The following is a 19,442-nucleotide window of genomic DNA, read 5'->3' on the forward strand; positions in this document are numbered from 1 at the left end:
CATGAGTCTGTCAGCCCTCAAGTACCGCACCCCCGGCGACATCGCCTTCACGGTCGGTCTCGTCCTCACATGCGCCCTGGTGCTGTTCCTGACGCTGTATCCGATCTACTTCGTCGTGATCGCCTCCGTCAGCGATCCCACGATGGTTGCTACCGGGCGCGTGTGGTTCATCCCGCAGGGGATCTCCTGGTTCGGGTACGAGCAGATCCTCGCCGATGAGCGCATCTGGACCGGGTACCGGAACACGATCCTGTACACCGTGGTGGGGACAGCAGTGAACCTGCTGGTGACGCTTCCCGCCGCCTACGCCCTCTCCCGGCGCGAGTTCAAGCCGCGGAGGGTGCTGATGTTCTTCTTCGCCTTCACGATGTTCTTCAACGGCGGGCTCATCCCCATGTACCTGCTGTTGCGGGACCTGAACCTGCTCGACAACTGGCTGGTGTTCATCCTGCCCACGGCGGTCAACGTGTACAACCTGATCATCGCCCGGGCGTTCTTCGAGAACTCCCTGCCCGAGGAGTTGTATGAGGCCGCCACGATCGATGGGTCGAACTACTTCCAGTTCTTCCTCCGCATGGCGCTGCCGCTGTCCATGGCGATCATCTCGGTGATCGGTCTGTACTACCTGGTGCAGCATTGGAACGACTTCTTCACCGGTCTGGTGTTCGTCCGCGACTATGACAAGCAACCGCTGCAGATCGTGCTGCGCGACATCCTCATCTCCAACCAGGCCTTCTCCGGCGGCGCCGGGGGCTCGGGCGGCTCCGGTGGCGGAAGTTACGCGCAGCAATATGCCGACCAGATCAAGTACGGCGTGATCGTGGTCTCCACCCTGCCGGTGATCGTGCTCTACCCCTTCCTGCAGCGGTACTTCGAGAAGGGCGTGATGATCGGGTCGGTGAAGGGCTGATGCACCACCTGCTCGACTGGCACCAGCGGCTCGGGCGCCTCGGCCTGCGGCTGCTATACCTGCACTTGCTCTGGGTGGCATGGACGTTGCGCGGGGGCATCATTGCCGGGATCTTTCCCGCCATAGCCGCCCTGCACGGGGTGCTGCGCGATGACATCCGGCACGTGCTCCACTATCCGGGCGAGCCCCTCGGACTCGACCGGGCCGGCCGCCGTGCCGTGCGCACCCGGTTCGCCGGGCTGTGGCGCACCGAGTTCGGGCCGGCGAACCGGCTCGGCGCCGTGCTCACCGTGGCCTGGGCGCTGGTGATCGTGGACAGGATCGTGGTGGGAACCCTCGACCTCGGCGGCCTGGGCCCCGTGCTCGCCGGCGGCCTGACGGTGGCCGGGGCGATGCTCGGTGTGTTGACCGTGCTCGTGTGGCCGCTCCAGGCGCACTTCGACGACGGAGCGTTCGCGCTGCTTCGCCGCAGCGCCGTGCTGGTCGGTGGGCGCCCGGCCGCGGCGGCGCTCGCGGGCCTCGGCGTCGGGGTCATCCTGTGCGCCTACTACGTGATACCCGGGCTGATCCCGGTGCTGGGCGTGGCGGCCCCCGCCGCGCTGGCCACCAGTGCGCTGTGGCGCACCGGGGTGCTGGCTGCGCCGCCGAGCACGCCAGACGCCGGCACCACCACACACGGCAAGGACCGGATCGACCCGAGTGACCGGAGTGAACGGACCGGCCGAACCCTGCAGCACGCCTGACGCACGCCAGACCGAGAGGACATCGATGTCCACCACCCCTGCGACCGACCGAGCCGCCACCGCGCCCGTGCTGCGCTCACTCGCCTACGACGGGCGGGTGCGCCTGACGGGCGCCCTCGGCGAGCGAATCGCCGATGCCGCCCAGACCTACCTCGGTATGGACCCCGTCGACATCCTGCACGGCTTCCGGCAACAGGCCGGCCTTCCCGCCCCCGGGCGACCCATGACCGGCTGGTCGCGGACCACTACCCAGCCCACCTTTGGGCAGTGGGTCTCGGGTCTGGCCCGGCTCGGCGTCACGGCAGGCATCCCGGAAGCCTCGGACCGCGCCGTGGAGCTTGTCGACGGCTATGCCGAGACCGTCGGCCCCGACGGCGATACCCGGATGTCGCTCTACGGCTACGAGAAGCTCGCCTGCGGGCTTGTCGACACCGCGCTCTACGCCCAGCACCAGCCGGCTCTGGACCTGCTGGACCGTACCGTGGACTGGGCGGCACGCACCCTGGAGCAGGACCGGCCCGCCGCCCACGCCGCCAACTTCGCCGGCGGCATCATCACCCCGACCTCACATGCCCGCACCATCGAGTGGTACACCCTCGCCGAGAACCTGCACCGTGGGTACCTGGCCGGCGCCGCCCCCGCCGTCGAGGACTTCGCCAGGCTGTGGCACTACGACTCCTACTGGGACGCCTTCGCCGAGGCGCCCGCGCCCGGCCGCCCGTGGGACGTGCCCGTCTGGTTGCACGCCTACTCTCACGTGAACACCTTCGCCTCCGCGGCCGCCGCCTACGAGGTGACCGGGCACCAGCACTACCTGGACGTCCTGCGCAACGCCCACGACTACCTCACCACCACGCAGGCGTATGCCACCGGTGGGTATGGTCCGAGCGAGTTCACCCTCCCCGAGGACGGGTCGCTCGGGCGCAGCCTGGAGTGGCGCACCGACACCGCCGAGATCGTCTGCGGCTCCTGGGCGGCGTTCAAGCTGTGCACCGCCCTGCTGCGCTTCACCGGGGATGCCCGGTACGCCGACTGGGTCGAACAGCTGGTCTTCTCCGGCATCGGTGCCGTCACGCCGGTGCGGCCCGGCGGGCGCTCGCCGTACTACCAGGATTACCGGCTCGGGATCGCCACGAAATTGCCGCACTGGGACGACTGGCCGTGCTGCTCAGGGACGTATCTGCAGTGCGTGGCCCATCTGCCGGATCTGGTCTACCACGCCCACGACGGCGGAGTGTCGGTCGCCCTGTACGTCCCCTCCTCCGTGAGGTGGGCCCAGGACGGGCGCGAGGTCACCCTGGACCAGCGCACTGACTTTCCGGCCGGGGACACCACGACCTTGACGCTTGGTCTCCCGGACTGTCCGGCGACCTTCACGTTGCGTCTGCGGGTACCGCCGTGGAGTGAGCGATTCACGGTGACCGTCAACGGGGAGGCGACCTCCGCCGTCGTGGGGGAGGGCGGGTGGCGTGAGCTGAGGCGTGAGTGGCACCACCGGGACGAGGTGCGCATCACCCTGGGAGCGGGGCTGCGGGTGCTGCCGGTGGATCGCTGGCACCCGAACCGGGTGGCGTTCGCGCACGGGCCGGTGGCGCTGGCGCAGAATGCGGACTGGACGATGCCGATCTCGCTGCCCACACCGTGGGAGATGGTGGACCTGGATGCTGCCTTCACCCGCGACGACGACGGTCTGACCTACCGTCCGGTGGGCGTGGGCACCGCCCGCCTGCCCCTTGGGCAGATGGGACCGCTCGCTGATGTGCCCGACCGTATCCCCTATCGCATGTACCACGACCTCGACGATCCCCGGATCGTGTAGAAGGAGATCTGTGAGACTCGAACCGCTCGCCACCACCACCATCCACCGCGGCACCGTCGGGGAGATGGGCTCCCTGTACACCCGCCTCCTGGTGACCGACCCTGACGGCCCGAATGCTGGAGCCCTCTTCCTCACCTGGGAGCTGCGGCTCGGGGTTGCCGACGACGGCGGGCCCTCCTTCCCGATCTGGCGCAGCCTGGACGGGGGGCACAGCTGGGAGCACCTCACGGACGTGGCCGATGCCCTCGGGCAGGGGAACCGGTACCAGCCGATGATGATCGAGCTCGCCGAGGACCTCGCGCACCTGCACCGCGGGGATCTGCTGCTCGCCGGGAACTCCATCCCCGCCGACGGCTCGTCCACCACGCTGGCGCTGTACTCCTCTTCCGACGGCGGAGCCTCCTGGGCGTATGAGTCGACCATCGACTGGGGTGGTCCGGCGATCTACTCCCCGCGCAGCGATGCCGACACCACGTCGGTGTGGGAGCCGGACCTGCAGGTCGTGGATGGCGCCCTGCACTGCTATCTGGCCGACGAGCGGGACAAGTCGGCCGGGATGCTGCAGACGATCGCGCGACGTTCCAGTACCGATCTGCGCGCCTGGTCCGAGAAGGACCTGATCTGCGGGATCGCCGACCGGCACCATCGGCCTGGCATGTTCGTGGGCACCGGCCAGATGCCCGACGGCGTCCACCGCGCCGTGATCGAGGTGGTGGGACCGCCCGAGGTGCCGATCCATCTGCTCACCAGCGACGACGGGATCGACTGGGGCGATCCGTCCGCGATCGGGCTCGCGTTGGTGGCCACCGACGGCACCAGCATCTCCGGGACCCCGAACCTCGCCTGGCGCGAGGTGGGCGGTGAGGTCGAGATGATCGCGACCGGCCGGCACAGCCTGCGCGACGGGGTGGCGGGCAACCGGGCACTGCGCAGCCTCGACCTGGGCCGCACGTGGACCTCCTTCGAGCTACCCACCCCGGCCGAGCGTTCACTCACCGGCGACGGGTCCGGCTACTCCCAGTCGGTGCGGTGGAACGCCGAAGGGGATCTGGTGCACGCCACCACGGTCCGTTCGCCCAGCGGCAGCCACGATGTGGTGGTCACGGTGGCAGCGCAGCAGGACTGAACGGCTGGCCCGCTGGTATCGCAACTGGGGGCGTTGGGCGGGTATCAGGGGCGGGGCGGTCACCGGGTCAACAGTGGGTCCGGCACCGCATCGGCGCCGCGGTTTTGTCGGACCTGACAGCGCGCCGCCGTGCGGGCGCTCGCAACACTGGGAGGAACCGAGACCTGGAGGATGCATGACGATCGCCGCAGCCGCTCCCCGTGACTACCTGGTGCGCCCATGGGCCGGTACCTGGGTCCGCGACCTTGCCCTGATCGGCGGGGCCGTCGCACTGACGGCGCTGCTCGCCCAGGTCTCCATCCCGGTGCCCGGATCACCGGTACCGGTCACCGGCCAGACACTCGCCGTCGTCCTCGTCGGAGCGACCATGGGGTTGCGGCGCGGTGTGGCAGCGATGGGCGCCTACGTCCTGCTCGGTGGGCTGGGCCTGCCGATCTACTCCGACGGTGCCGGGGGCGTGGCAGTCGTGGTGGGTCCGACGGGAGGCTACCTGCTCGGCTTCATCCTCGCGGCCGCCGTCATGGGCCATCTTGCTGAACGCGGCTGGGACCGCACGCCGCTGCGCACCTTGGCACTGGGGCTGACGGGCCAGGTGCTCGTGTTCGCCGTCGGCGTGCCCTGGCTCGCGCTGGTGGCCGGGTTCGGCCCGGCCGAAGCGATCGCGGCAGGGTTCACCCCGTTCATCGTCGGGGGACTGGTCAAGGGGGCGATTGCCGGGATGCTGGTCCCGGCCGCGTGGCGGGTGGTCAGGCGAGGTCAGCGCCCGGCTGAGCAGGGATAGGACGGAGCACACATGGGGCTCGGCGACAGACACCACTAGGCTCTGCCATGTGAACGATCGCCCTGCTCCTGGTCGCCGGTTGCGCCCTGGGCGGCGCCCGGCGAATCGGCCCCGGAAGGGACCGGAGCCCGAGGTTCCCACCGTCGACACCGACGGCGTTCCGGAAGCCTCCCAGGTACCGCCGCTGCGGCCTGCCGTACCCCTGCGGGCCCGCGAGCAGACCGGGCCCTCCGCCGTCGTGCGCCCGTGGTCGCTGCGGGAACAGGCACGGCGGATGGTCGCCGGGAAGGGGCCGCCCACGCTGCCGTTCCCCGGCTCCCGTTTCCTCTCCTCCCTCAGCGCCGAGGAGGAGCGGTCGGTACTGGACCTGGTGCTGCGTGCCGGGGAGGCGATGGTCGCCACCGGTGCGCCGGTGGGTGATGCCACCGCCGAGATGCTCCGGATGGCTGACGGACTCGGTGTGAAGAACCTGAGCGTCGACATCACCTTCATCTCGGTCACGGCCACGATCGACCGGGACGACGACCCCGTGACCAAGGTACGTGTGATCAGCACTCGCACGTCCGACTACAGCCGGCTGACCGACATCAGTCGCCTGATCGCGGAGATCACCCGGAAGCAGCTGAGCATCAACGAGGCCCATGAGCGGCTGACGGAGATCCTCACCGCCCCTCACCCCTACCGGCGGGCCGTGGTGACCGGGGCGCTCGGGATGATGGCGGCATCGGTGGCGGTGCTGCTCGGCGGCGGCTGGGCGGTCGCCCTGCTGGCCGCGTCGACCACCATGGTGATCGACCGGGTGCAGCGGTTCCTGCGCCACCGGGGATTGCCGTACCTGTTCCAGCAGGTGGTCGGCTCGGGGATTGCGACCCTGGTGGCCGTGGTGCTGCTGTGGGGTCAGAACACGTGGGGGTGGGATCGTTCGATACTTCCGCCCTCCCTCGTGGTCGCCTCCGGGATCGTGGTGCTGCTGGCCGGCCTGGCGCTCGTGGGGTCGGCCGAGGACGCGATCGCGGGCTTCCCGCTCACAGCCGCGGCCCGCACGTTCGAGGTCGGCCTGTACACCGTGGGGATCGTGGCAGGAATCGGTATCGTGCTCGAGGTGGGGCGCCAGTTCGGGGTCCCGTTGAGCATCGGTGAGGCCGGAGCTGGTGTGCATGTGCACCCGCTGCTGTTCATCGGCGCTGGTGCGGCGATCGCCGCGGCCTGGGCAGTGGCGAGCTACACCCGGATCCGCACTGTGGGTCTGGTCGCACTGGTGGCCGGGGTCGCCTCCGCTGCGTACGCGGGAGTGACCGCTCTCGGGGTGAGCCCGTCGGAGAACCAGTTCGGTGCCGCGACGGCCGCATTCTCGGCGGCTTTGGCGATCGGGCTGCTCGCCGGCGTGCTGAGTGAGCGGGTGCGGGTGCCGACGATGGTCATCTCGGTGTGCGCGGTCACGCCGTTCCTGCCCGGCCTGACGATCTACCGGGCGATGTACAACATCGTCGACACCGGCTTCATCCTCGAAGGGCTCGACCTGCTGGTGCGGGCCGGCTCGATCGGCTTGGCGCTCGCGGCCGGCGTGACCCTCGGGGAGTACCTGGCCACGCCGCTGACGTCCGAGGCCGACAAGTGGCAGAAGCGCATGATGGCCCGCGCCCGTGGCTCCCGCATCTGACTCGCGCGCCATCTGACCCGCCCGCTGTCAGCGCATACTCCCGGTGCCGCGGCGTGGCGGCTTGGCGTGCAGATGGGCGCGGGCCACGATGGGAGTAGTTCCGACGAACGGCGAGGAGGCCAGGCGTGCGGATCGTGGTGACAGGTGGATCGGGTCGGCTCGGCACCCAGGTGGTGCGGCGTGTCCGTGAACTCGGGCACGTGGCCGTGCCGGTCAGTCGCCGGTGGGGCATCAACCTCACCACCGGGCAAGGGCTCGGCACCGCTCTCGCTGAAGCCGACGCTGTGGTCCACTGCGCCAGCAACCCGTGGCGGCCTCGCGGCACCGACGTGGAGGGCACGGCGCAGCTACTCGCCGCCGTCGCAGCACAGGAGCGGCCGATGCACCTGGTGTATGTCTCGATCGTCGGGTGCGATGCGAACCCCTACACCTACTACCGGGCCAAGGCCGCAGCAGAGCGCCTGGTCATGGCCTCCGGGCTCCCGGCGACGATCGTTCGCGCCACCCAGTTCCACACCCTCGTCGCTGCTCTCGCCCGGCGTGCGGCCATCGGACGCACCGACGTCGGGCTGGATGCCGCCGCCCAGCCGGTGGATGCAGGATGGGTGGCCACCGAGCTGGCCGACCACGCGCTCGGACGCGCCCCCGACGGTCCGGTCCGCGCCCTCGACCTCGCCGGCCCCGATGTCCTCTCCGTCTCCGATGCGCTGACCGCGGTCCGGGCACACGACGGCCGGCCGGCTACGCACCACCTCCGGGTGCCGGCCATCGGAGGAACGCTCAAGGCTTTCGCCCGCCGGACCAACCTGCCGGGCCCGCGGGCCCGCATCGGTGGATGCGGCTTCTCCAGCTGGCTGACGCGGCAACCGGTGCCCTCCGGGCACTGATGACGAGGTCCCAACCCCTAGCCCACGACGACGTCCCCCGGCTCAACCATGGTCCGGTCGACGCCCTCCAGCAACAGCCCGGCCTGCGCGCCCGCCTCGGCGACCGTGCCGCGTTGCCGGAACATCTCGACGCCAGTGATGCGTGACGCCACGACGACCTGGCCCGAGCGCAGAAGGGTGACGTGCTGCCCCTCGGCGAGGCTGCCCGAGTCGACGGTGCCCGCGACCACGGTGCCCCGCCCCGTGATCGTGAACACCGATTCCACGGTGAGCGAGCCGGCCGTGAAACCGGCAGGCCCCGTCGTTGAAGTGGCCGGGTCGGTGGACTTGCGCCTACGCCAGAACATGACCACGACGGTACAGCGACGGCGCCAGAGACTGCTGACGAATCGTCAGCGCACGTCGGCCGCGTCCAGCAGCTCCGACCTCGCGTGCTCGGCGATCGCGGCCATCGACGGGTCATCGTCGGCATGTGCCGCGAACACGCCCGCGAGGCTCGCTGCCCACGCCCGGGCACGCGACCACAGGGCGTCGTCACCGCCGTAGCCGTCCGGAAGGCTGGTCCCGGTGCGGTCAGCCGTCGCATAGGCGACCACGAACGCCGCCCGACCCCGGGCCGTGAAGGTGAGCCACGCTGTCGCCAGATCCGTCGCCGGATCGCCGGCCGTGACATCGCCGAAGTCGAGGACCGCCGTCAACCGGTGCCGGTGCGTCAGCAGATTCAGCGGGTGCGGATCGCCGTGCACCCACACCGGCGGGCCGCCATAGGCGGTCACATGCGCGTGCCGCTCGAAGACGGCGGCCAGCTCCTCGCGGCGCGGTACTGCCGGGTCGGCCAGTCTCGCCCGGATGACCTCAGCCCGCTCCGCCAGCGGTACTCCACGCACCGGGTTGGCCGGCGCGTCCGGATCGGCCGGGCGATGCAGGGCTGCGAAGAACTTCCCCAGCCGTGCGGCCCAGGCATCGCGTGCCAGCGCGGGATCGTGCGCAGCCGGCCGGCCCTCGATCCACCGCACGATCGACCACGCCCACGGGTAGTAGGCAGTCGGTCGTCCGACCCGGACGGGCTCGGGGACCGGCACCGGCAGGAGTGATGCCAGGCGCGGCAGCACGAGCTGCTCGTGTTCCACCAGCCGGGCCGCCGCCTCGCGACGCGGCAGGCGCGCCAGCAGCGTCGAGCCCAGGCGAACCATCACGTTGTCCCAGCCGCTGGCCACCACCCGCAGCGGTCGTTCGGCGAGCTCGGGATGCTGATCGGCCAGCAGACGGCGCACCAGATCCTCATCGATGTGGACCTCGGCCGCCGGTGTGCCCGCCATCAGGAAGTGCCTTCGTGCAGAGCCGCCAGTGCCTGGCCCAGGTGCGGGTACCGGAACGTGAAGCCGGTGCCGCCCAGTCGCTCCGACGTCGCGTGGCGGCCGGTCAATGCCAGCTGCGGATCGGTGCGCAGCACCACCGCGGCCGCCCGGAGCAGCAGGGCCGGCGTGGGCGGAGCCCAGGCAGGACGGCGCAGCGTCCGCCGCATCCCGGCCATCAGCTCCGCATTGGTCACCGGATGAGGGGACGCCGAAACCAGCACACCCTCAGGAAGGTTCACCGTCTCCTCCAGGCCGAGTGCGGCACAGGCCATCGTGAGCCAGTCGGTGAGGTGGATCCAGGAGAACCACTGCCGCCCGTCGGCGATGGGACCGCCGAGCCCCAGCTTGACGGGCAGCAGCAGCCGGTTCAGCACGGGTGAGTTGCCACCGAGCACGATCGAGGTGCGCAGGATCCGGACCTGCTCGGCCCGGGCGCCCTCGACCGCGGCCTCCCACGGGGCGGCCACACCGGTCATCTGCGGCAGCCCTGGCGGGACGTCCGGCACAGGTGAGGACTCGGTGAGGCGAGCATCCGCGCCATCGGACCAGATCGCCGTCGTGGATGCCTGCAGCCAGTGCCGGACGGCGCCGCTCGCCTGGTGTGAGGCGGCCACCAGCGCTCTCGTGGCGTTCACCCGGGACGAGCGCAGCTCGGCGATGTTCGCCTCGGTGGGGCGGCAGTCGACCAGCCGGCCGGCCAGGTTCGCCACCCGGACGTCCTCGCCGTCCAACTCACGGGCCCACGGGCCTATGGTGTGGCCGTCCCAGGCAACCTGCCGGACGTCGAGGTCCTCGCGCGGGGAGCGGGTCAGCACCACCACCTCGGCACCACGCGCGGCCGCGGCACCGGCGAGAGCCCGGCCGAGATAGCCGGTGCCGCCGGCGATCACCACGCGCGCCGGCATCACGCCTCCGTGTTGTGCGTGTTCGCCGCATCCGGACCCGCGGTGACCGGGGGGAGCGCGGACCACGGGAAGGAGATCCACCGGTCGGTCCGCCGCCAGGTGTAGTCCGGTTCGATCACCGAGCGGGGTTTGGTGTAGAGCACCGCGCTGCGGGCTTGCGCGGGCAGGTGCTCCGATGCCGGACCACCAGGAGCGGATGAGCCGGTTCGCAGCAACCGCATCACCACCTCCAGCGTGCGGCCGGAGTCGGCGACGTCATCCACCACCAGCACCTTCGCACCCGCGAGCACCGAGGTGTCCAGCAGCGGCGGCAGCACCTGCGGTTCGGCGAGTGTCTGCTCGACGTCGGTGTAGAACTCGACGTTCATGGTGCCCATGGCCTTCACCCCGAGGGCGTAGGCGACGGACCCCGCGGGGACGAGGCCTCCGCGGGCGACGGCGACGACGAAATCAGGGAGCCACCCGCTGTCGGCGACCATCTGCGCGAGCTCGCGGGTCGCGTCTCCGAACCTGTTCCATGGCAACACTTCGCGCGGCGGCGGGGCAGTGGCACTCATGGGCCCGACCTTATCCGCCGTGAACCCGGGCCGGCCCCACCCGCCTGAACCTGCCGGCAGCCTGACACACGTTCAGCTGCCTGAGCCGGTAGGTCAGTCTGCCGAGGGTGGTTCAGACGCGTGTGCAGCCGGCGATACCGTGAGGCGCATGCCCCTGCGCCTCATCGCCACCGATCTCGACGGCACCCTGCTGACGCCGGACCTGTCGGTGAGCCGCCGCACCCGCCGGGCGCTGGATGCGGTCCGTGCTGCCGGGATCGACGTCGTGCCCGTGACGGCGCGCCAGCCGATCGGGTTGCGGGAGATCGCCGAGGACGCGGGGTTCACCGGGTGGGCGTTGTGCGGGAACGGGGCACGCGCCTATCACCTGGATCGTGGTGAGACGCTGTTCGAGGCCTACCTGACCGTCGCCGCTCAGACCGAGCTCGCGCGGGCGCTACTCGACGTCGTCCCGGACGCCGTCTTCGTCTCGGTGCGCCAGGGTGGTGAGCAGTTCGTGGCGCAGGAGGGCTACGCCGATCTCGCCGAGTTCGCCGACCACAAGCGTGACCCGGCCACCATGGGCGCCGTGAGCCTGGCGGAGGTGCTGGCCGAACCGAGCTTGAAACTGGTGGTGCGCCGGCCCGGGCTCGACAACGATGAGCTCGTCGCCACCATCCGCGGCCTCGGGGTGACCGGGTTCGAGGTCACCCACTCGGGCGCGCCCTTCGTGGAGGTGCTGGCCGAAGGAGTGACCAAGGCATGGGGTCTGGCCCGGCTCTGCACGCATCTGGGCCTGGCCCCCGCTGACGTGCTGGCCTTCGGCGACGCTCCGAACGATGCCGAGATGCTCGCCTGGGCGGGGCGCGGGATCGCGGTGGCGAACGCTGCTCCGGTGACCCGGGAGGCGGCGGACGAGATCACCGGGGCCAACGATGAGGACGGCGTGGCCGCTGTGCTCGAGGCTGTCCTGCGGGAGTGAGGTGCTGGTGCGGCCGGGCCGCACCAGCACGCGTGGCTCACGCCAGGCGAGGCCGGCGCCAGGGCGCTACTTGTCGAAGGCGTCCTTGACGTTCTCCCCGGCCTGCTTGAGGTTGGCCGCCGCTTGGTCCTTGCGACCCTCGGTGGCGAGGTCGGAGTTGTCGGTCGCGTCGCCGATGGCCTCCTTCGCCTTGCCGGCCGTCTCCTGAGCGGTGTTCTTGATCTTGTCCCCGATTCCCATTTCTTCTTCTCCTTTCGATACCCGTGTACACGGGTGGGGCGGAGTGCCCCGGCGGGCGGCGGTGCCACCCACGACTGTGGTGGTTCACCCGATGCGGCGTGGAGCCTCCCGCCCGGTGAGGGCGAGCCGGATATCCCCGACGGCGTTCTCGGCGCCGAGCATGTCGCGCGCCTGGGTCGCCACCTGCTCTACGAGGTCTGCCACGCGCGCCAGATCTGCTGTCGCGGCCACGGTGACAGTGCCTTCGAGCACGGTGCGGCGCCGTCGGCGGACGAAGGCGAAATGGGCGCGGACCACCTGAGGGTCGTCAGTGCAGACATGCGCGGCGGCAGCGGTCACGGCGCTCGGCTCGACGCCGACGCGGACGGATGCATCGCGTGTCACCGTGTGTGCCGGGCGGCTCAGCAGACGCAGGCGGCGTGCGATCCAGCCGACCACCAACACCAGCAGGATCGCGGCGGCGACTGCAGCGGCGACGGGCGCATTCGGCTGCGCGAGTGCCGCTGCGGCCTGGCCGGTCACGTCCCATGGCACGTCCAGTCGTCCCCAGGGCCACCGATCCAGGACGGCGGGGGTGAGCACCAGCGCGCCCGCGAGTACCAACAGCAGACCGGCCACCGCCGTGACCACACGTGTGATGAGAGTTCCGGGGCGGCGCCTCATCGCTGGTCTCCCGTGGGCCCCGTTCCGTCCGGTGTCCGCACCTGCGGCCGGATGCGGAACGACCCTGCGACCAGGGCGAGCTGTCGCTGCACCGCAGCGTGGACGTCCTCGCTGATCCCATCGAGCCCGGTAGCGGTCACCTGAACGCGGAGGCGGCGGCCGGAGACGGTGGTGGTCGCGGCCAGCACGCCGTCCACGTCTCGTGCGGCCGCCGAGGCGAGGCGGGCCAGATCGACGGTGCGCAGGTACAGGGCCGGCGCCGCGCTCAACCGGTGCACGCGCTGCCGATGTGGCCAGGCGAGCACCAGGAGCAGGACACCCAGCGCGACCGCCGCCGCTGCCGCGATCAGCACCCACCGGCTCTGCGCACTGATCAACTCGATCCCATGCTCGAGCCAGGACGGTTCCGGTATGACGTCCCAGGCGGCCAGGGCATGCTGGGTCAGGAGGGCGGCCGCACCGGTGAGCATGAGCAGCACCAGGACCACGGCCACCCGCAGCCCGACACGTCGGCTCGTCCCCGGGGCCGCGGCGAGCTGCGGTACGTCGGCGGTGAGCGTCTCCGAGGTGGCCGGACCGCTCATCGAATCACCCTCGCGATAGGAGCCGGTGGCGGCAGGACCGTGACGACCTTCACCTCGACGTGGTCGGCGCGGACCTGGGCCAGCTCGGCCAGGTCGCGCTGCACGCGTGCAGCGATCCGGGCGCCTGCCGTGGCCACCGGCTCGGGCCAGTACGTGGAGGTCTCCACCTGTACCCGCGCGCGCCGACCGGCGATATCGGCGCGCGCCCGGGCCTTCGGAAGGTCGCCGGTACGCCCGTCCCGGGAAGCGTCGGCAGCTGCGCGCTCAGCGAGCCGTACGATCACCCGGTCGGCGATCGTGGTCGTACCGGGCACCTCAGCCACGGCGGCGCCCCAGCAGGCTGCGTAGGTCAAGCGTGCCGTCGAGCTGAGCGCCGAGCACAGTGCCCACGGCGCCCAGCACGAGGGCGAGCAGGAAACCGGTGAAGCCGCCCGTGATCGCCGCAATCGCGATCAGCAGGCCGGCGATGAGGCCGATAGCGGTCGCGTTCATGATGTGCTCCTGAGGGGTCGCTCCGTCGTGGCCACGTCGTCCACGTGGACCACCACCTCGAATCCAGTGGCCGCCGCGACGGCCGTGTGGACGAGGCCAGTTGTGGCAGGGATGTCGCGGTCAGGGGTGAGCACGACGTGCACATGCACGACGCCGTCCTCGACGCGGACGCCGGGAACGGTCGCCCCGGGAAGGTAGGTACGAACCTCGGCGAACTTCCCGGCGTGCAGCTCCGCGACCCCGTCGGTCCCCAGCGCCGCCGTCCGGGCGCGGGTGGCCGCCTCGGCCATGGTGGGCGGGTCGAGGCGGCCGGCAGCGGGCGGGCGATCGTCAGTGGACACGGGCCTCGGCCGGTTCCTGCTCGGACTCCTCCTCCTGCTCGCCCTGCAGGTGCACGTCGGTGACGGCGACGTTCACCTCGACGACCTTCAGCCCGGTCATCCGTTCGATGGACGTGGCGATGTTCTGCCGGACGCTGGTGGCGACGTCGGCGATCGCGACCCCGTACTCGGCCACGAACTCCACATCGACTGCGCACTCGACGGCTCCGACCTCGACCTGCACGCCTTGGCTGTAGTTGGTGGAGCCGCCGGGGATGCGCTCGCGGATGGCGCTGAACGCGCGCGCGGCGCCCCCGCCGATCGCATACACGCCGGTCACCTCCCGGGCGGCGATCCCGGCGATCTTGCTCACCACCTGGTCAGCGATGGTGGTCGAACCCAGATCGGAGTTGAGCGGGCCCTGCGGGCGCTCCACCTCGGTGGATGCGGACTGGTTGGTTCCGGACTTCTCGGCCATGGGGGTCGCCTCTCCTGTGATGGGATGTGTCGTCTGGTGAGTTCCGCCTGCCACCCCAGACGTCACGGTCCACTGTATGTGTTCTGTCTCACACGTATGCTGTGGGTGTGCCCGATCCTGCTGACGCCGAGCTCGTGCGGCGAGCCCGGAACGGGGAGAAGGTCGCCTTTGAGGAGATCGTGCGCCGACACGGACCGGCGATGTACCGTTTCGGCTTGCGGATGCTGCGGGACGAGCACGCGGTCCGCGACTGCGTGCAGGAAGCGTTCGCCTCGGCATGGGAAGCCCTGGACCAATACCGCGGGGATGCGGCGGTCAAGACCTGGTTGTTCTCGATCCTGGCCAACAAGGTGCGCCGCTATCTACGCAGCCAGGCTCGCAGCGTTCCCACCGAGATCGATGAGGGCGTGATCCACAGCCCCGCCCAGCACGAGCCCGAGCGCCGGGCGATCGCCGGCACGATGATGGCTGCGTTGGAAGAGGCGCTTGACGAGCTCCCGCTGGCGCAGCGTGCATGCTGGATCCTGTACGAGGTGGAGGGGCTGAGTTATCGGCGCATCGCGCAGATTCAAGGGATGTCGGTGGACGCCGTGCGCGGGGCCATCTACCGTGCTCGCCAAGGCCTGGAACGGAGGCTCGAGGCATGGAGATGAGTCCCGAACGTGATCTCGGCCCGCCCTCGGACCTTCTCGCGCGTGCTGCGGGGGAATTGAGGCAGCTCACCGACGACGGGTGGGTGCGCGCCGAGCAGGGTGTGCTGGACCGGGTGGCGCGCGCCCTGCGCAGCGCGCGCCCGGTACGCGGCCGGCACGAGGGCGGGGACTTCTTCCTCTCCTCGACGGTGCTGTGCGCCCAGGTGGGGACGCGGGTGGACTTGATCCCGGGGGTGCGAGCGTCGTCGGTGCGGATCGTCACCGACGACGTCGATCACCTCGATGCGGTGACGCTCACCGTGAGCGTGGCCTACGGGCAAGCGATCGCCGACGTCGGCTCGCGAGCGCGAGGAGAAGCCGCGGCGGCCGCCACCGCGGCACTCGGGGTGCAGGTGCGAACCGATCAGGTCACCGTCGACGTGCTGGTGGAGGACGTGTTCGTCGACGAGGCCCGCGATGACGGCGGGGCTGACGATGCCGGCGAGGACTGACGAAGTCGCCGCATGTGCGATCACCGCCCTGGAGCGGGTGGCCTTCCTGCTGGAGCGGCGGCTCGCCGACACGCATCGGGTGCAGGCGTTCCGCCGCGCTGCCCGCCGGCTGCGTGCCGCCGATGCGGCGGAGCTGAGCGAGCGGATCGCCGCCGGAACCCTGACCGAGCTGCCGGACGTCGGCCCTCGCACAGCGCAGGTGGCCTCCGCGGCCGCCAGGGGATCGGCGAACCCCTACCTGGAGGAACTTGAGGCCGGTGCGGGGCCGCTGACCGAGGGCGGAGAGGAGGTACGCGGGTGGCTGCAGGGGGACCTGCACACCCACTCCGACGCATCCGACGGCGGGAGTCCGGTGCGGGAGATGGCCTCGGCTGCGATCGCCCTCGGTCATGCCTACCTCGCACTCACCGATCACTCCCCGAGCCTGACTGTGGCCCGCGGACTGACGGCGGACCGGCTGCAGGACCAGCTGTCCCAGGTGGCTGATCTCAACGCCGAGCTGGCACCGCTGCGGATCCTGACCGGTATCGAGGTCGACATCCTGCCCGACGGATCGCTGGACCAGGATCCGGATCTGCTGGACCAGCTCGACATCGTGGTCGCGAGCGTGCACTCCAAGCTGGCCATGCCGGCCGAGGCCATGACCCGCCGGATGGTGCGAGCGATCGCGAATCCGCGCGTGGACCTCCTGGGGCACTGCACCGGGCGTAAGGTCGCGGGCCCGAGGCGACGGCCGCCGTCGGAGTTCGACGCCGAGATCGTGTTCGAGGCGTGCCGGCGGTTCGACGTCGCGGTCGAGATCAACAGCCGCCCCGAACGGGTGGACCCGCCGCAGGATCTGCTCGAGCTCGCCCTCGACATCGGGGTCCTGGTCGCGATCGACTCCGATGCTCACGCGCCTGGCCAGTTGGACTTCCTCGACTACGGTTGCGCGCGGGCGGCTGAGCTGCCGATCGCGCGCGATCGGATCCTCAACACCTGGGATGCCGACGCCCTCCTGGAGTTCACCAGGGCTTCGTGAGGTCGTCACGACCGTCGTGGCCCACCAGCAGCCATCCGCCAGCCCTGCCCCGCGGAACCTGAGGGCCTGACTGCACGTTAGATTGGGCACCCAGGCTCACCATGACGAAGGACCTCCATGGCCACACGTACCGCCACGATCGCCTCACCCGTGGGACTGCACGCGCGACCTGCCGCCGTCTTCACGCGCGCCGTCGAGGACACCGGACTGCCGGTCCGGATATCGAAAGCAGGGTCCGTCCCGCAGGACGCCACGAGCATCCTGGGCGTCATGAGCCTCGGTGTCGAGCACGGTGACGAGGTCACCCTCCACGCCGACGGACCGGAGGCGGACTCCGTGCTGGAGGACCTGGCTTCCCTGCTCTCCCGCGACCTGACGGCCTAGCGGCGTGGCGCGCGGCGGAGAGGTGGATCGCCGGATCCACGAGGCTGCGCTGGAGCTGCTGCGCTCCCGGGGGCCGGCGGCTGTGACCGTGGAGGCCGTCGCCGCCGAGTCCGGGGTGGCGCGCACGACGATCTACCGGCGTCACCGGGACCGGGACGAGGTGCTGGAGTCCGCGCTGAAGGAGATCGCGGCGACCAATCTCCTCACGCCGACCGAGGACGTCTGGGCCGATATGCGGCAGGCGATCGAGCTGCTGATCGCGACCTTCCAGCAGAACCAGGGCGTCGGGGTGTTCCTCGGTCTGGTCACCGGAGGCGACCCCGAGCTGGTCGAGCTCATCCGCGCCAAACTGCTCCGCCCTCGTATCGAGCTCGGGATCATGCGGATGCGCGCAGGGGTGGCGACCGGCCAGATCAGGCAGGATGCCGACGTGGAGACGGCCGCCGACCTGGTGCTCGGGGCGGTGGCGGCACGTTTCGCACACGCGGGGACGTTCCCACCGGAGTGGATCGACTCCGTGGTGGACCTGGTCAGGAGCGCGCTCGAGGTGCGCTGAGGGTGATGCGCCGACGTCGGAGCTCACCTCGTGAGATCCGCCTCATCGCCGGTGATCACGACCCATCCGGATCCGGCTGTGCTGCGAATCTCTCCCGAGCGCTGGTACGCGCAGGGCGAACCGCGTAGAGTCGGGCCAGGGTCGAACGCTACAGTCTGTGTAGCGTTCCAGTGGCGCATCGCATACGAACTCCGAACGAGGAACCATGGCCTTCAACATCGACCGCTTCACCCGGGACTCAGTCCGGGTGAACTGGGAAGACCTCGACCTCGACGTCTTCCGTGAGGACCCGCTGCCGGCGGAGTCGCTGCGCACGCTGCGGTACATGTGCGACGTGGAATATCACACCGTCTGCTACCTGCGGGACATGCTCGTGACCCCCTCCCGCGGTGAGGGCGAGGTCAACGCGTTCATGACGATGTGGAACCGCGAGGAGTTCTGGCACGGAGAGGCGCTGGCGCACGTGCTGGACCTGCACGGCATCACGGTCTCTTACGACGAGCTGAAGGCCAAGCGGGTCAAGCTTGGGTGGCGGGACCGGATCGCTCCCGTGAAGCAGGCGATGCTCTCCAACATCATCGGCAAGGACTTCGTGGCGGTTCACATGATCTGGGGTGCGGTCAATGAGTGGTCGGCCTCGGCCGCGTACAAGCGGCTGGCGGCGCTCGAGGGGCATCCGGCGCTTGCGGTGCTGCTGAAGCGGATCGCGGCCCAGGAGGCGCGCCACGTGGCCTTCTACGCCACCCAGGCGCGCCAGCGGCTCGAGGGCAACCGGAAGGCGCAGAAGCTGGCACGACTGGCGTTGTCGACCGCGTGGCGGCCCGTCGGTTCAGGGATCGCCTCGGACGAGGAGGTCACCCATGTGATGGGTCAGCTGTTCGGCGGTGCGGACGGGCGCAAGGAGATCCGCGCCATCGACGCCCACATCGCGAAGCTCCCGGGGATGGAGGGTCTGACGATCGTGTCGGACTCGCTGGACGCCCGCGGGATTTCGGCCTAACTGGTGAGGAGCCACGGAGTGAGCGCCTCATCGCCCGCCTTCGACGTGCGCGCCTACGTGCGCGAGCCGGTCGACCTGCGTCCGGACCAGCTGGACCTGGAGGCCATGGCGAACCTGCCTGCTCCGGTGGTCGGCGCCGTCGGTCATCTGTGGAGCGTGGAGCGGACGATCCTGGACCTGATGCGGGACCTGCTGGTCACGCCTACGCACGCCGAGGCGCGGGTGACGGCGTTCCTGGGGACGTGGGCCTACGAGCAGTTCTGGATCACCGAATCGCTGGCCGCGGTGCTCAGGCCCGGGGGAGAGCCCACTGACCCGCCTGATTCCGGTGTGGGCGCGCTGCGAAGGATGTGGGACGAGCGAGTACGGCCGACGGTGGACGCGGTCCGGACGAACCTACTCGGGAGCGATGTGGTGGCGGCCCACATGGTCACTGGCTGGCTGAACACGGCCGTGGTCGCGCTGGCGTACGAACGACTGGGCGCGATCGACCCGCGGTTGCGGCCCCTGACGGCGGCCGTCGCCCCGATCAAGTCGCGGCACCTGGCCTTCTACGAGGACGAGGCACATGCTCGGCTGAGTGGGTCCGCCGGAGCTATCCGGCTCGCGCGGCGTACCGTCACCCGATGGCAGTGGCCCGGGGTGCGCTATTGCGGGCATGATGCGGCATCCGGCCCGGTGCGGACGTTGCTGGCCGACCCTGCCGCGCGGCCCGGTGTGCGGGCCGTCGACGCGGGCGTTGCGGCGCTGACCGGGCAGGCGGATGCGGCGCCGCTGCGGGTGGCCTTGGGCGGATTCGTCCAGCATTCACCCGTGGGTGGCACCGTAAGGGCCTCGACCCGCGTACAGTAAC

The 19,442-nt window shown here is 70.5% G+C and carries 26 protein-coding genes; 15 read left to right on the forward strand and 11 right to left on the reverse strand.

Going from position 1 to position 19,442, the window contains the following annotated elements; genetic code table 11:
- Nucleotide 1: 1 nt before the first annotated feature.
- From FV560_RS02840 to FV560_RS02870, 7 genes are all read left to right on the forward strand, one after another.
- A complete protein-coding gene (locus FV560_RS02840) occupies nucleotides 2-910 on the forward strand; it encodes a carbohydrate ABC transporter permease (RefSeq protein ID WP_159619029.1) in 909 nt (302 codons plus the stop codon).
- Entirely contained in the window at nucleotides 910-1,653 is a 744-nt protein-coding gene (locus FV560_RS02845; protein ID WP_159619031.1) for a YesL family protein, read from the forward strand. The genes FV560_RS02840 and FV560_RS02845 overlap by 1 nt, the downstream gene beginning before the upstream one ends.
- A gap of 25 nt (nucleotides 1,654-1,678) precedes the next feature.
- The gene (locus FV560_RS02850) at nucleotides 1,679-3,472 is read left to right on the forward strand and encodes a beta-L-arabinofuranosidase domain-containing protein (protein WP_159619033.1); all 1,794 of its coding nucleotides are present in this window, start codon (nucleotides 1,679-1,681) and stop codon (nucleotides 3,470-3,472) included.
- Nucleotides 3,473-3,482: 10 nt separating this feature from the next.
- Nucleotides 3,483-4,598: a hypothetical protein gene (locus FV560_RS02855; protein WP_159619035.1), complete on the forward strand. Its 1,116-nt coding sequence runs from the start codon at nucleotides 3,483-3,485 to the stop codon at nucleotides 4,596-4,598.
- A gap of 175 nt (nucleotides 4,599-4,773) precedes the next feature.
- Nucleotides 4,774-5,379: a biotin transporter BioY gene (locus FV560_RS02860; RefSeq protein WP_159619037.1), complete on the forward strand. Its 606-nt coding sequence runs from the start codon at nucleotides 4,774-4,776 to the stop codon at nucleotides 5,377-5,379.
- 49 nt (nucleotides 5,380-5,428) lie between these two features.
- Nucleotides 5,429-7,039 (forward strand): threonine/serine exporter family protein, encoded by a 1,611-nt coding sequence (locus FV560_RS02865; protein ID WP_159619039.1) that lies wholly within the window; start codon nucleotides 5,429-5,431, stop codon nucleotides 7,037-7,039.
- Nucleotides 7,040-7,164: 125 nt separating this feature from the next.
- Complete coding sequence (locus tag FV560_RS02870) at nucleotides 7,165-7,926, forward strand: SDR family oxidoreductase (RefSeq protein WP_159619041.1); 762 nt, start codon at nucleotides 7,165-7,167, stop codon at nucleotides 7,924-7,926.
- 17 nt (nucleotides 7,927-7,943) lie between these two features.
- Here FV560_RS02870 and FV560_RS02875 read toward each other — a convergent pair whose 3' ends face one another.
- The 4 genes from FV560_RS02875 to FV560_RS02890 are packed head-to-tail and all read right to left on the reverse strand — an operon-like array spanning nucleotide 7,944 to nucleotide 10,746.
- Nucleotides 7,944-8,273, reverse strand: a complete 330-nt coding sequence (locus FV560_RS02875) for an EF-Tu/IF-2/RF-3 family GTPase (RefSeq protein WP_159619043.1) — start codon at nucleotides 8,271-8,273, stop codon at nucleotides 7,944-7,946.
- Nucleotides 8,274-8,318: 45 nt separating this feature from the next.
- Complete coding sequence (locus FV560_RS02880; RefSeq protein ID WP_159619045.1) at nucleotides 8,319-9,245, reverse strand: aminoglycoside phosphotransferase family protein; 927 nt, start codon at nucleotides 9,243-9,245, stop codon at nucleotides 8,319-8,321.
- Nucleotides 9,245-10,189, reverse strand: a complete 945-nt coding sequence (locus tag FV560_RS02885) for an epimerase (RefSeq protein ID WP_159619047.1) — start codon at nucleotides 10,187-10,189, stop codon at nucleotides 9,245-9,247. The genes FV560_RS02880 and FV560_RS02885 overlap by 1 nt, the downstream gene beginning before the upstream one ends.
- On the reverse strand, nucleotides 10,189-10,746 hold the full coding sequence (locus FV560_RS02890; RefSeq protein ID WP_159619049.1) for a phosphoribosyltransferase: 558 nt from the start codon (nucleotides 10,744-10,746) through the stop codon (nucleotides 10,189-10,191). The genes FV560_RS02885 and FV560_RS02890 overlap by 1 nt, the downstream gene beginning before the upstream one ends.
- Before the next feature lie 148 nt (nucleotides 10,747-10,894).
- Between FV560_RS02890 and FV560_RS02895 the strand changes: the two genes are divergently transcribed.
- The gene (locus tag FV560_RS02895; RefSeq protein WP_159619051.1) at nucleotides 10,895-11,707 is read left to right on the forward strand and encodes an HAD family hydrolase; all 813 of its coding nucleotides are present in this window, start codon (nucleotides 10,895-10,897) and stop codon (nucleotides 11,705-11,707) included.
- Between the two features lie 66 nt (nucleotides 11,708-11,773).
- Here the strand turns inward: FV560_RS02895 and FV560_RS02900 are convergent, their stop codons facing one another.
- The 7 genes from FV560_RS02900 to FV560_RS02930 all read right to left on the reverse strand — a co-directional run bounded on the left by FV560_RS02900 (nucleotide 11,774) and on the right by FV560_RS02930 (nucleotide 14,484).
- On the reverse strand, nucleotides 11,774-11,947 hold the full coding sequence (locus tag FV560_RS02900; protein WP_159619053.1) for a CsbD family protein: 174 nt from the start codon (nucleotides 11,945-11,947) through the stop codon (nucleotides 11,774-11,776).
- 84 nt (nucleotides 11,948-12,031) lie between these two features.
- Nucleotides 12,032-12,610, reverse strand: a complete 579-nt coding sequence (locus tag FV560_RS02905; RefSeq protein WP_159619055.1) for a hypothetical protein — start codon at nucleotides 12,608-12,610, stop codon at nucleotides 12,032-12,034.
- The gene (locus tag FV560_RS02910) at nucleotides 12,607-13,194 is read right to left on the reverse strand and encodes a DUF6286 domain-containing protein (RefSeq protein ID WP_159619057.1); all 588 of its coding nucleotides are present in this window, start codon (nucleotides 13,192-13,194) and stop codon (nucleotides 12,607-12,609) included. The genes FV560_RS02905 and FV560_RS02910 overlap by 4 nt, the downstream gene beginning before the upstream one ends.
- Nucleotides 13,191-13,517 carry a hypothetical protein gene (locus FV560_RS02915; protein ID WP_159619059.1) on the reverse strand — a complete coding sequence of 109 codons (327 nt, stop codon included), beginning with the start codon at nucleotides 13,515-13,517 and terminating at the stop codon, nucleotides 13,191-13,193. The genes FV560_RS02910 and FV560_RS02915 overlap by 4 nt, the downstream gene beginning before the upstream one ends.
- A complete protein-coding gene (locus FV560_RS02920; protein WP_159619061.1) occupies nucleotides 13,510-13,686 on the reverse strand; it encodes a DUF2273 domain-containing protein in 177 nt (58 codons plus the stop codon). Before FV560_RS02920 ends, FV560_RS02915 begins: the two co-directional genes overlap by 8 nt.
- The gene (locus FV560_RS20040; protein WP_200837499.1) at nucleotides 13,683-14,027 is read right to left on the reverse strand and encodes a hypothetical protein; all 345 of its coding nucleotides are present in this window, start codon (nucleotides 14,025-14,027) and stop codon (nucleotides 13,683-13,685) included. The genes FV560_RS02920 and FV560_RS20040 overlap by 4 nt, the downstream gene beginning before the upstream one ends.
- On the reverse strand, nucleotides 14,017-14,484 hold the full coding sequence (locus tag FV560_RS02930) for an Asp23/Gls24 family envelope stress response protein (RefSeq protein ID WP_159619063.1): 468 nt from the start codon (nucleotides 14,482-14,484) through the stop codon (nucleotides 14,017-14,019). Before FV560_RS02930 ends, FV560_RS20040 begins: the two co-directional genes overlap by 11 nt.
- A gap of 107 nt (nucleotides 14,485-14,591) precedes the next feature.
- Here FV560_RS02930 and FV560_RS02935 point away from each other — a divergent pair, with 107 nt between their 5' ends.
- From FV560_RS02935 to FV560_RS02965, 7 genes are all read left to right on the forward strand, one after another.
- Nucleotides 14,592-15,137 (forward strand): RNA polymerase sigma factor, encoded by a 546-nt coding sequence (locus FV560_RS02935; protein ID WP_159619065.1) that lies wholly within the window; start codon nucleotides 14,592-14,594, stop codon nucleotides 15,135-15,137.
- On the forward strand, nucleotides 15,128-15,628 hold the full coding sequence (locus FV560_RS02940) for a hypothetical protein (protein WP_159619067.1): 501 nt from the start codon (nucleotides 15,128-15,130) through the stop codon (nucleotides 15,626-15,628). The genes FV560_RS02935 and FV560_RS02940 overlap by 10 nt, the downstream gene beginning before the upstream one ends.
- Entirely contained in the window at nucleotides 15,594-16,649 is a 1,056-nt protein-coding gene (locus FV560_RS02945) for a PHP domain-containing protein (RefSeq protein WP_235019884.1), read from the forward strand. The genes FV560_RS02940 and FV560_RS02945 overlap by 35 nt, the downstream gene beginning before the upstream one ends.
- A gap of 117 nt (nucleotides 16,650-16,766) precedes the next feature.
- Nucleotides 16,767-17,033 carry an HPr family phosphocarrier protein gene (locus FV560_RS02950; RefSeq protein WP_159619069.1) on the forward strand — a complete coding sequence of 89 codons (267 nt, stop codon included), beginning with the start codon at nucleotides 16,767-16,769 and terminating at the stop codon, nucleotides 17,031-17,033.
- Nucleotides 17,034-17,037: 4 nt separating this feature from the next.
- Nucleotides 17,038-17,589 (forward strand): TetR-like C-terminal domain-containing protein, encoded by a 552-nt coding sequence (locus tag FV560_RS02955; RefSeq protein WP_200837500.1) that lies wholly within the window; start codon nucleotides 17,038-17,040, stop codon nucleotides 17,587-17,589.
- Between the two features lie 205 nt (nucleotides 17,590-17,794).
- Nucleotides 17,795-18,589, forward strand: a complete 795-nt coding sequence (locus tag FV560_RS02960) for a ferritin family protein (protein ID WP_159619073.1) — start codon at nucleotides 17,795-17,797, stop codon at nucleotides 18,587-18,589.
- Nucleotides 18,590-18,607: 18 nt separating this feature from the next.
- Nucleotides 18,608-19,441, forward strand: coding sequence for a hypothetical protein (locus FV560_RS02965; RefSeq protein WP_159619075.1), 834 nt, complete (start codon nucleotides 18,608-18,610; stop codon nucleotides 19,439-19,441).
- Nucleotide 19,442: the final 1 nt, after the last annotated feature.

The organism is Ruania rhizosphaerae (genome assembly GCF_009805705.1).
Classification (GTDB): domain Bacteria; phylum Actinomycetota; class Actinomycetes; order Actinomycetales; family Beutenbergiaceae; genus Ruania; species Ruania rhizosphaerae.